Annotated in this window: 11 protein-coding genes, 1 pseudogene and 1 riboswitch; of the genes and pseudogenes, 6 read left to right on the top strand and 6 right to left on the bottom strand. The window is 36.0% G+C overall.

The annotated features are described in order from the left end of the window. The first annotated feature begins 225 nt into the window (after positions 1-225). Both DN408_RS28180 and DN408_RS28175 read left to right on the top strand, forming a co-directional pair. Positions 226-666 (top strand): Lrp/AsnC family transcriptional regulator, encoded by a 441-nt coding sequence (locus DN408_RS28180; protein WP_001178569.1) that lies wholly within the window; start codon positions 226-228, stop codon positions 664-666. Between the two features lie 133 nt (positions 667-799). Beyond that, positions 800-1,333 carry a DUF2199 domain-containing protein gene (locus DN408_RS28175; protein WP_078178847.1) on the top strand — a complete coding sequence of 178 codons (534 nt, stop codon included), beginning with the start codon at positions 800-802 and terminating at the stop codon, positions 1,331-1,333. 105 nt (positions 1,334-1,438) lie between these two features. On the opposite strand, the gene DN408_RS28170 is transcribed toward DN408_RS28175, so the two are convergent. Both DN408_RS28170 and DN408_RS28165 read right to left on the bottom strand, forming a co-directional pair. After that, a complete protein-coding gene (locus tag DN408_RS28170; protein ID WP_033734082.1) occupies positions 1,439-2,644 on the bottom strand; it encodes a M20 family metallopeptidase in 1,206 nt (401 codons plus the stop codon). Between the two features lie 88 nt (positions 2,645-2,732). After that, positions 2,733-2,834: riboswitch (SAM riboswitch) on the bottom strand. A 75-nt stretch (positions 2,835-2,909) separates the two neighbouring features. After that, positions 2,910-5,219, bottom strand: a complete 2,310-nt coding sequence (locus DN408_RS28165) for an AAA domain-containing protein (RefSeq protein WP_002142401.1) — start codon at positions 5,217-5,219, stop codon at positions 2,910-2,912. Positions 5,220-5,330: 111 nt separating this feature from the next. On the opposite strand from DN408_RS28165, the gene DN408_RS28160 reads away from it, so the two are divergent. Next, positions 5,331-5,723 (top strand): VOC family protein, encoded by a 393-nt coding sequence (locus DN408_RS28160; protein WP_147740472.1) that lies wholly within the window; start codon positions 5,331-5,333, stop codon positions 5,721-5,723. A gap of 181 nt (positions 5,724-5,904) precedes the next feature. Continuing rightward, positions 5,905-6,227, top strand: a pseudogene (locus DN408_RS28155) (hypothetical protein). A 227-nt stretch (positions 6,228-6,454) separates the two neighbouring features. On the opposite strand, the gene DN408_RS28150 reads toward DN408_RS28155, so the two are convergent. The 4 genes from DN408_RS28150 to DN408_RS28135 form a co-directional block, all read right to left on the bottom strand. Beyond that, positions 6,455-7,762, bottom strand: a complete 1,308-nt coding sequence (locus DN408_RS28150; protein ID WP_002165467.1) for a condensation domain-containing protein — start codon at positions 7,760-7,762, stop codon at positions 6,455-6,457. A gap of 536 nt (positions 7,763-8,298) precedes the next feature. Then, positions 8,299-8,472, bottom strand: a complete 174-nt coding sequence (locus DN408_RS28145; RefSeq protein WP_142253420.1) for an S-layer homology domain-containing protein — start codon at positions 8,470-8,472, stop codon at positions 8,299-8,301. 218 nt (positions 8,473-8,690) lie between these two features. Beyond that, positions 8,691-9,014, bottom strand: a complete 324-nt coding sequence (locus DN408_RS28140) for a PepSY domain-containing protein (RefSeq protein WP_000912126.1) — start codon at positions 9,012-9,014, stop codon at positions 8,691-8,693. 20 nt (positions 9,015-9,034) lie between these two features. Next, positions 9,035-9,505, bottom strand: coding sequence for a hypothetical protein (locus tag DN408_RS28135; protein WP_002013601.1), 471 nt, complete (start codon positions 9,503-9,505; stop codon positions 9,035-9,037). A gap of 329 nt (positions 9,506-9,834) precedes the next feature. Between DN408_RS28135 and DN408_RS28130 the strand changes: the two genes are divergently transcribed. Beyond that, positions 9,835-10,509, top strand: coding sequence for a response regulator transcription factor (locus DN408_RS28130; RefSeq protein ID WP_002128055.1), 675 nt, complete (start codon positions 9,835-9,837; stop codon positions 10,507-10,509). Further along, positions 10,506-11,879, top strand: coding sequence for a sensor histidine kinase (locus DN408_RS28125; RefSeq protein ID WP_002185472.1), 1,374 nt, complete (start codon positions 10,506-10,508; stop codon positions 11,877-11,879). The genes DN408_RS28130 and DN408_RS28125 overlap by 4 nt, the downstream gene beginning before the upstream one ends. Positions 11,880-11,993 lie beyond the last annotated feature (114 nt).

Raw genomic sequence — 11,993 nt, 5'->3', positions numbered from 1 at the left:
GGGCTTTTACGGGCAGTTAATCTCTCACCTAACCACTTTGCTCCAGCTGAATTTTGAGGTGGGAGTTTTACTGCCCGCAAATAGCGGGATAAATCCTATACTTATATTTTTAAGCAAATACTAATAATTTTAAATATAGATTTATAGGTAATTTAGTTCCTTCACTTATGATATTATAGTTATAATTTACGATTTACTTTAGAAAATAAAAAGGGGGGCTATCCAATGCAAAACGCAGTAAAACTAGATGAAATTGACCATAAAATTATGAACTTGTTGTATGAAAATGCGAGAATTTCTGTTTCAGAAATAGGACGTATTATATCCATGACGCAGCCTGCTGTAAAAGAACGCATTAACAAGCTTGAAGATCAAGGGGTTATAGCTGCTTACCGAACGAAATTTGAGCCTTCCAAAATTAATAAAAACATCCAAGCATTTATTATGTTCAAAACGAGTCAATGCTCTGATTTCATCCAATATTGTAATGCCGCTCCTGAAGTAACAGATTTATATCGAATTAGCGGGGAATTTAATTATATGATGAAAGTCATGAGCGATTCGATGGATTCTCTCGCTGCATTTTTAGACTCTTTAATGCAATTTGGATTATCATCTCCTTTAATTGTTTTAAAGAGTGAATTTGAAGAGAAATTGTCGTTCTGATAAAAGGATACGTATTAACCTCCGCTAACATTAAAAGTTGCTTCTTTGTGAGAGAAATCAAAAAACAAATGATATAATCTATTTAAAATCAAATGATCAAACACAATTGTTATAGATGGTTAGGAGAAAATTAATGAACGAAAAAACAGGCTATGTTTGTAAATTTTGCGGAGTATTTCACGATGAACTCCCTATATGTTATGGGAATGAGGCTCCCGATTATTTTTACTATATCCCTGAAGAAGAGCTAGAGAGTCGAGTTGAAATGGATGAAGATCTATGTGTAATTGATGATGAATATTTCTTTATGAAAGGTTGTATTGAAATTCCAGTTTTAGATGGAGAGGGACCTTTTATATGGGATGTATGGGTATCTTTAAGTGAAACAAACTTCCAAAAGACGCTTGATTACTGGGAAACGAAAGGAAGAGAAAACGAATTAGAGCCAATGTTTGGTTGGTTATCTACCCAACTTCCTTGTTATCCAGATACAGTAAGTTTAAAAACAATGGTTCATACTAGAGAAATCGGTTACAAACCTTATATTCAACTCGAACTAACAGACCATCCATTATCTATTGAACAAAAAGATGGTATTAAACTAGATCGCATCCAAGAAATTGCTGAAGAAATTTGTTATCAAAATAACGAAGAAATAAATGATTAGTAAATAAAAAAGAACATTGAAAAATCAATGTTCTTTTTTATTGCATTTTCACTTATTAATCAGATTTCTCTTTGAAAAGAGAACACTCAACTGTATTTTAACCACCTACCCCTGATTCCTCTGCTCCTCCCTAAACTCCTCCTTCACCTTTTCTAACAAACCTTCTTCTGTAATTAATCGATACGCCGTATTTGCTAGTGCTTTTGCGGATGTAATTAGCGCTTTATCTCCTAATTCTGAACGTGCCGCTTCTCTAAATTCATTCGTATGTGCAATTAAGTCATCTGGACCGATTTTAATGTACGGATGAATTGTCGGTACGACTTGGCTTACATTTCCTGCATCTGTTGAGCCAATTCCTACTCTTTCTTTACGGTTTACATCTTCACCTAGTAGTTCTAACTCTTCCGCTACAACGTCATTAAATGTTTTTGTTACGAGTAGTTCATCGATTTCATTTTGGAATTGATGAATTTTTACTTTTGTACCTGTTGCTAACGCTGCTCCTTGTGCGATGTTTCTTACTTTCTCTGTTACTTCCGCACATCTTTTTCTCGTTGCTGCGCGGATGAAGAACCTTGCTGCGGCGTAGTCAGGAATAATATTAGGTGCTTTCCCGCCCTCAGTAATAACACCATGAATTCTCACATCTGATGGGAGTTGTTGGCGAAGTGCATTAATACTGTTATACAGCTGGATAATCGCATCTAATGCGTTAATTCCTTCTTCTGGTGAGGCCGCTGCGTGAGCTGTTTTTCCGTAAAAATGAAAATCTAGTGGATCAACTGCTAGTGACGGACTCGTTGGAGCTGTTTTTCCGCTCGGATGAATCATAAGCGCCGCATCAATGTTTTTAAATAAGCCAGCTTTCACATAACTCGATTTTGCGCTACCATTTGGCCCGCCCTCTTCTGCTGGTGTTCCGAACACGACAACTTCTCCGCCGATTTCCTCAAGCGTTTCTGATAACGCGATCGCTGCTGCAACGCTAATTGTTCCGATTAAATTGTGACCACACGCATGACCGAGTCCTGGTAAAGCATCATACTCAGCTAAAAATGCGATAACTGGTCCTTGTTTCCCGGAACTTTTTCGCGCGATAAATCCTGTTTCATGACCAGCTATATTGTGCTGCAATTGAAATCCTGCGCTTCCTAACAACAAACTTAACGTTCTTGATGCGTAAAACTCTTGGTTACCAATCTCCGGATTCGCATGAATATTATGACTTGTTTCTATGTACTTTTCCTTATTTCTTTCTATACTCTCTTCAATTGTTTTTCTTTGTGACGTTACTCCTGTCGCTCCCATTTTTCTTCCTCCTTTTATTTTCACGTAAAAAAGCCTCTTTCTAAAAGATAGAAAGAGGCTTCTGTATATACAGTCAAAATGAGCTTCTTTCTTATCTTTCAAGTTACCTTGCTGGAATTGGCACAGTATTCATAAAGAATCCGCTGCCGAGGTGTCATAGGGCCAGTCCCTCTACCTCTCGTGATAAGAATTTTCATAAAATTATATTAAATTATTTTCATTCTAAGTTCATTCCAGACAAAAGTCAAGGAATTCCTATATGAATTTACCGAATATCTAAAAACCCTTTTAATACGCCAATTGTTTCAGGTGCTTGTAATCTTGCACATATGTACGGAAATTCCATACTACCTTCAAACATCATTTGAGATGTAAGAGGTGCTCCTGCCCAAAAGATTTCATCATCGATTACGATAAACGGGAATGCTTTATTTTGTCTTTGTAACTTTACATTTTTTAACGGAACTGGTCCATCACTATACACTGTTATTTGCGCATTTGTACGCATTAACGCTTGCCAGACTCGCTTATCCACTTGCTTTGTACTTGGAAGTGAAATAATAATTTTTCGTTTTGCGGCTAAAATATCTTTCAATAACCCTTTCGGCTCTTCAAGATTCATTTCCATAAACCAGCGTAAACGTTTCGAAATTTTCCGCTCCCACAATTGTCTTGATGTCGTGCGATCATATACATCTCCGTGACGTTCTATATGAGCTGTTAATTGTGATAACGCTTGTTTTCTCGAAAGATTTTTACGCATGTAGTGGCAATCTGATAATTGAATGAACTTCCCTCTCGCTCTCGTAACTGCAACGTTGACGAGGCGATGATTTTTATGGTCAAAGAATAACACGCCAGGTCGTTCTTGCGGATAACTATCTACCGTATCAAAAATCATCATATCTCTTTCAGACCCTTGAAACTTATGAACTGTCGCCGCTAAAACTGGTATGTTTTGATATTTCGTTTTCTGCAACATTTCTCTAATGCACGTTGATAAAAAGCGGGACTGTGCCCTGTAAGGCGTAACTACACCGATAGATTGAACACCGTCTAACAATCCAATTAACATCATTTGCATCGCTACTAAACCAGACATAATATTAAAACGAGAACCGGAAGCAGCGTCTTTTAAAGAAAAGGCTCCCATTAAGCTCGTATCAAATAAAACACTCGCCTCATTTGCGAACGGTTGCAGTTTCGCAAGTTCTTTACGCTCTGAAACAGATGGATGATCGTATACTCTGTTTTTATAAATAAATGAATTCGTAAACTTCGATATATCCGTATGCATACGTCTTTGCTCCTGCAGCATAAAAAGGTTCGGATGTGCTTCTGATTTATTTACAGAATCAACAATCCCTGCATGATAAAACATATCTTCACCGAGCCATTTTCGAACGAGTTCATGGTTCGCCATCGCAATCGGAGGTAACTGTAAAAAGTCACCACAAACGACAATACGTTTCCCAAGTGAAGCAGCTAATGCGATTTGCGGAACATAAGCCATACTTACTTCATCTACGACAACTAAATCAAATGTACGCTCATAAATAAGTGAATCAATTGCACATTTCGATAAAGTCGCACCGATTACTTTCGCATTTTCAATGTATTCTTTTTCTACTTCTTTAATTTTCGCTTTTTGCTTTCGAAGATCACTTTCAATCTCTTGTATACGCTTCTTATCAGCAGAAGTCGCTTTATATGATAAAATCTTTTCACGAAGATCTTGTCGTGTCTCTTCTAAATAGAGTCTTTCTTCTCCCCAAGATCCATTCGTCGTTTCAACTAACTTCGATGCAAGTAACGTTTCATGATTTCGTATATGTTCATGTTGACTATAACCGTAACGAACAATTTCGCCAGGCGTCCATTTCTTTTTCTTCTCAATTTGCTTCGTTACCTCGCTCATTAATACGTCTACTGCCGCATTACTATGAGCTAACACAAGTACCGATTTTCCTTTTTGATAATGAGCCGAAATAATACGTGATAAATTGTACGACTTCCCTGTTCCCGGTGGTCCCCACACGTACGTTGTTGGATTGTAAAAAGAACGATACGCCAATTCATTTTTCGTATTTTTCATCTTTTCAAGATGTTTCGGACTGCTCGTCCCATCAACAAGACGCTTTATACGATTACGTTTTAGCTTATCTTTATGTGCCTCTTTCAATCGCTCTTGTAGTTGTTCTAACAATTGCCACGGTTCACTGTATAAAACCGCTTCTCGTATTTCACCTTGTATATAATCATTTAATTTCAGTTCTATTTCTAATCCATGTACAGATAATACTTCCCCCGTCGCTTCCTCACCATCGAACTCAATTCGAATTGGTGAACCTTCAGGTAAGCTTACTTCCGAAATAAGCTGAAATACGTATACTGTACTTTCATAATCTGTATATAAAAAACGACCGTTCATGATAGAAATTTTACTACCACCTATCGTTTTCCAATGTTTAATTTCATACGCTAATGCATAATGCCACTCTTTCATCGTTGCCGATAATGAAGGAGTTTGAGTAGTTGTATTCATCGTATAATCTCCTTCCTTCTCCCCAAACATACTTTCTCACTATACCATATAACACGCTAAAATTTGTAAGGTTTTTATCTTGCTTATTTTCTTAATTTTCAATAATATATTGTATATAATTTTCAGAAAGAAGGAATCTACATGCCAGTTAGAAGAATAGAACACGTTGGACTTATGGTTGCAAACTTAGAAACATCTATTTCATTTTATGAAGAAGTAGTCGGCTTACAGCTCATTAAACGTATGGGGCACCCGAATCCAGACTTAAAACTCGCTTTTTTAGGTGTAGAAGAATCGAAGGAAACGATACTCGAACTCATTGAAGGCTACAACTCTTCTCTTCCGGCAGAAGGAAAAGCACATCATATTTGCTTTAAAGTGGATTCATTAGAGGATGAAATCGAAAGACTAAAGAAACACAAAGTAACCTTTCTACTAGGAGAAGAAATTGAAACATTACCAGATGGAACACGTTACATATTCTTCGCTGGCCCTGACGGAGAGTGGATTGAGTTTTTTGAGACGGAGAGATAAAGTGAAACTTTAATGAGGTGGGTGTCCATTCCTCCTTTTTTATCCCACACCAATCGGGCTTTTGTGGGATAAAAAAGAGCCGGAATTTGGTCTTATCCCTGTCAAGTAGACAGTATTAAAAACCCCTTCAACCTGAAGACTCACCTAGATTAAAAAACAATCATTTTGTTAGGAGTAAGGAATGATAAATACAATCTATATTATTGTTTTTTGGATACTTATACTATTCCCAATCCTGTATGTAATCATGATAAAGCATTGGAATATAAAAGTAGTTGCCGTATTTATTGGAAGGATTCTATTAAGTATCGTCTTTTTCTTAAATGGAATGTATGTAGGACTGCAACGAAATTGGGCAGAGCCCCCTATGAAACAGAATGGGATTTCTTTATAAAGTCTTTATTAAATGGAAAAACTGATGCACTTATACACTTGTTACTTCTAATTATTATCGTTACTTTCGGCTTAATAATTATATTTTTTCATAGAAATAAAAAGAAATAGGGTGTTTTCCCTATTTCTTTCTTTACTGGGGTACCGCCCATAACCATCAAGCTAAGAAAAGCGAATACCCCAAAACGAAAAAAATGACCTGAATTCTCATAAATAACTGTTGTAGTGATATAAAATTTTCGTTTTAGGGATACTTCAAAATATTAGCTTGATGAACATGGGGACGAGCCACTAAAATACAATTCCGCTAGAAATTTCCGCTCTATATTCCCTTTTATTTATGATAGTTGATTAACAACACTTTCCAAAAATTTGTCTACCTCTTCTTTTGATGTATCCGGTGTATGATAACCAATCGTAAATGTAAGTCTCCCATTATAAAAGCTTGCACCCATTGAAAAGAATGGCGCATACATAATGGGTGATGTCATATACCCGTCCTCAGCTTGAACTTCACCAAACTGAATAGGTTCATCAGCGATCACCCCGAAATTTGTCAGTAACGGCAACGCCATCCCCATCTGTAAAGCCTGCTCGTATTGCTGATTATACATTTCCTTCACCACAGATAGCTTCATACCTGCCAGTAGCTCCATTCCTGCTGCTGAAGACAGACCTGGATTTTGAGACTTTATTTTATCCATTGATTGTTTAATTCGAACGAGAGTCTGATTAAATGATTCATTATCCTCCATTTTAATCACTGGCATTTCCATGCCGGATAAGTTGCAAATAGCACCAGTTGTATAATTAGGCAGATATCGACGTAAATCAATTGTTAAACCGATCATTTTTTCTGCGGTGCGAGGTTCTGCATACACAGTGAAATGTGATAAAGCTCGGAAGTAGGCAGTCATGATTACATCATTCAAGGTAGCCTGTTGTGCTTTTGTCCATTGGGTTAGACGTAGAGATTGCTCATGGCTCAACCGCCGTACAGACATTTGAGGGGATTTATTTTTGTTGGGTTGAGATGGAAAAGACCATAACGATGCCTGTTGTTCTTGGCTAGGACGATACGCGCTTTTTATGTCCGATATTCCAGCATATTTGAATACATGTGATTGATCTCGAAAACTCTCATTTCCCTCACCAAATTCCTTCATAATTTGATTCTTAGATTGTCCCAAGGAAAGTTGAGTATAAATTGCTCCAAGCAAATTAATATATTCCTTGACCCCTGCGCCATCTGAACATAGATGAGATAATTTCACAACTAACATATCTGTTGTAGTACCTCGTAATAATTTTGTTTGAACCATAGGCCCCTGAATACGATCACCGGGTTCCTTAATAAAATCTATTGCCATTATTTCAAGTTCTTGATTATTTCCTTCTGCAAAAAGGCAAATAGGTGAGTTAGTGGCAGATGAATGTTCCTCCCAGTAAGGGATATCATTTTCTACAAACCGGCTGTTCAAAACCGGCTGCAATTGTAACGTTATCCTTACTGATTGTTCAAGTATTTCCTTTGATATACCTACAGGAAAATAAAGAACTGCATTAATTTGTTGATCTGCAGAATAAAGACCTAATACATAATTCATTCGATCTTGAGGTGTTACTGAAAACTTTCTTTGTTCCATAATTCCGTCCCCCTTTTAAGACTTTTTTTGCATAACCTTATTCTCCATATGGTTGTAAATTTTCTTCAAGAGTAAATAATTATTATTTTTTGAACTTTTCACAAAAGTATCTTTTCCGTACTGGTTCCATTCTTTTTACGGCTCTTTGTAGGTGATATAACCATTATTTTATTATTATTAACACTTCCTACCTCCCTCTTAAAATCAAACGAAAATCGATTTAGTTTATATATATACAAACATTTTACAATGTCGTTTGGTAATTATCAATAAAAACAAATTATTTTTATGTCTGTTAATAAAAAAAATAATATAATACGTTTAGGTGTTACTTCATAATAAAAAGGTTGATGGGCATGGAGGACCACCAACCTTTTATCATATTGCTTTAGATGTTTGTATTCATTATTACATTGTTTACGAATAACTCCTGTTTGCACTTGTATCACCTCATCATTTTCAAACTTCCAAACTAACTAGGTCTTCATAAAGTGAAACTTTAATCAGTGGGGGGTTTTGTCCATCCCCACTGATTATTAGCCTTCGCCAATCGGGCGTTTACGGCCAGCAGGGCTCCCACCTAACTCCTTTGCTCCAGCTGAATTTTGAGGTGGGAGTTTTACTGCCCACAAATAGCGAAAAAAAGGAGCCGGAATTTTGGCCCCTTTTTTCGCAAGTGCAGCAATGGTTTGAAGAACCGTAACCTTCAACCTAAAAATTTACCCAGATTAAAAAACAATCATTTTGTGAGGAGTAGAAAATGATGAATACAGTCTATATTTTTGTTTTTTAGATGAGTGTATTTCTTAACTTGATAGCGATGTAGCTGGCCCCTTTTAGAATAGTAGAGTATAAACGTGAAAAAACTTCTAACAAATTTTGTTAGAAGTTTTTTAAAATACGTGATATTTTATTTATCAATATTTCTTCAGTCTTCATTATTGATTTCTATCGTGCCTGTTCTAGCACTAACCTTTAAAATATTTAATAGATTCTCAGGTGTCTTGATTTCCACTTCATATTCAAATTTAGATTGTGCTAAGTTGTCATCTTCTAATTCGAATTCTTTTTTCACATTAATAATTTCTCCATTTGTATGAGCTAAAGAAATTTCACGAACTTGTTTCTCTGTATAGTTTTCATTCTTTTTCGCATAATTGTAACCCATACCATAATATCCACCAACAATAGCGATACCGATTATTAAAATAGCAATTACACTTATAATTATTTTCTTTTTATGTTTTAACATTTCCATCCACTCCTTAATAATTAATCATTTATTCCAAATCTTGCTTCAAGTACATTTTCTGCTTGCTCTAATTGATCTTCAAGTATATCTTGTTCTCTTTCTTGTATTTGATATTGTTCAACAGTTATCGTCCCAGCGTGAAAATCTGCTTCTAGCTGATCATCAGATAGATCTATCTTGTCATCTAATTGGTCAATTTCTTTTTTTGCTGCTAAGTACGTATTTAAGTTATCTTCTTTTGCTCCAACTGGTTTCGTATTATTTGCCTTTTCTACAATAGATGTGACTTCGTTTTTGAAATCTTGTGTTTGCTTAGTATCATTCATAGCAGGCCCTGTTTTGTGTGGTTCGTGTTGTAGTTGCGTACCTTCTTTTTGTGATGTATCGTTTTCTACTTTCAGTTGTTGTATTTCTGTATCGTTATCAGCTTGAGTAGAACAAGCTGTTAAGAATAAACAAGACATTGCTCCAATCATCATCCATTTTCCCATTATGTTCTCCTCCCTTTACATGTGCACCTTATCCATGTCCTTATATTACTGAACAAACATTAAAGGAAGATTAATGTGCCAAAAAATAAAGTGAAACTTTAATCAATGGGGGTTTTGTCCATCCCCCACTGATTATCAGCCCTCACCAATCGGGCTTTTACGGGCAGCAGGGCTCCCACCTAACTCTCTCGCATTCGCCGAATTTTGAGGTAGGAGTCTTACTGCCCGTTAATGCGGGATAAAATGATATAATTAAATAGTTTCTAATCTTTCTTTAATGTTTCGGAATTATAGTGATACATATAAATAAGAAGAAAAGGAGAATGTTAATGCGAGTTCTTATTGTCGAAGATGAAAAAGACTTACAAAATATATTGGTAAAACGATTAAATGCAGAATATTATAGTGTCGATGGATGTGGGAATGGAGAAGATGCTTTGGATTATATAAGCATGGCTACCTACGATTTGATTGTGCTTGACATTATGATTCCCGGAATAGATGGTTTACAAGTATTACAAAGATTACGTGCGGACAATAATACAACTCCTGTCTTGCTTCTTACAGCTAAAGATACAATTGATGATCGCGTAACAGGACTCGACTTAGGTGCGGACGATTATTTAGTAAAGCCCTTTGCTTTTGATGAGCTGTTAGCAAGAATTCGAGTGTTGATGCGAAGAAAAACAGGAAATACATCTAATGTGTTTGAAATCGCTGACCTAGTGGTGGATTGCAATATGCATAAAGTAACAAGAGGAGATCAAGTTATCAATCTTTCCAGTAAAGAATTTGCTATTTTAGAATATATGATTCGTAATAAAGAAGTTGTGTTGACACGAGATAAAATTGAGCAACATGTGTGGAATTACGACTATGAAGGTGGCTCGAATATTATTGATGTTTACGTCCGCTATCTTCGCAAAAAAATTGATAGCCAGTTTGAAACGAAGTTAATTCATACAGTACGAGGAACTGGTTACGTATTGCGAGTAGAATCATGAAAAGACTATCAATAAAAATGAGAGTGACCCTATGGTATACGGGGCTAGTTGTAATTATTATGGCACTCGTGTTAGCTTTTATTTTAACTTCTTCAGATAAAGTTTTGCTTTTTAATATGAAAAATCAATTGAAGAGCACAGTAAAAGAAAGCATTGAAGATATCGAATATAAGCATGGACAGTTAAAGATTGACGATGAATTTGAGGCCTTAGAAGATGGAGTAAATATCATCATTTATAGTAAACAAGGTGAGCTGATGGCAGGACATAATCCAACAACCTTTAATAAAAAGGTATCGCTTAAATCCGATGAAATACAAACCATTAAAGACGGTAATAAGGAATGGATAGTATATGATTTTCTCCATAATGTAGGCGGCGATGAGCAAGTCTGGATTCGTGGCATAATGACCATGAATCAATTATCATCAACCATGAATACGCTTATTGTGGTAACACTCATCTCATTTCCATTACTTATTCTCATTGCGGCAGTGGGAGGATATTTTATTACGCAAAGAGCGTTTCGACCTGTGCAACAAATGAGTGATTCAGCCAGTGAAATTGGTGATGGTAAAGACCTTTCGAAGAGAATTAATTTACAAGGTTCATCGAAAGACGAAATGTATCATTTAGCACAAACCTTTGACAAAATGTTTGAGCGATTGGAGACATCATTCGAAAGTGAAAAACAATTTACATCTGACGCATCTCATGAATTAAGAACACCAACATCTGTTATTATTTCGCAATGCGAATACGCTTTATCGCAGAGGAATAATCCGAAAGAAATGGAAGAATCGTTAGAAGTAATTTTAAGGCAATCGCGTAAAATGTCCGTGTTAATCTCGCAACTCTTATTATTAGCACGAGTTGACCAAGAAAAGCATAATACTTTTCAATTTGAATGTATCAATATGAGTGAATTAACGGAAATCGTTGTAGAAGAGCTTTCATTAATGGTTCAAGAAGCTTCGATTAATATAACAACACATATAGAGGAAGACCTGTTTATTAAAGCAGATCAAACATTGATGATGCGTTTATTAATGAATTTACTAACGAATGCGATTGCTTATAGCAAAGCGAACGGCACTGTGAATATGCAACTGTTCCGGGATGAAACCAACATAATAGGTAAAGTCTCCGATAATGGCATAGGCATCAGCGAGCAACATATTGCGAAAATATGGGACCGCTTCTATCGAGTTGACGCAGCACGAACATCTTCAAACAATGGAAACACAGGTTTAGGATTGTCGATGGTAAAATGGATTATAGAACTACACGGAGGAGAAATTACCGTTGAAAGTGAATTAGGAGAAGGCAGTACTTTTACATTTAAACTACCAATTGAAAACCGAGCATAATGTATGCTCGGTTTTAGCTTTAGAATACAGATTGATTAAAAATCTCTCTTCAGTCCTTATTTAAAAGTAAATACAAAAACTCCATTTTGAAAAAAAGCGATCAAAATGGAGTTA

It is taken from the genome of Bacillus sp. AR13-1, from assembly GCF_008042285.1.
GTDB lineage: Bacteria > Bacillota > Bacilli > Bacillales > Bacillaceae_G > Bacillus_A > Bacillus_A mycoides.
This window is presented reverse-complemented; position numbering and strand designations above follow the sequence as displayed.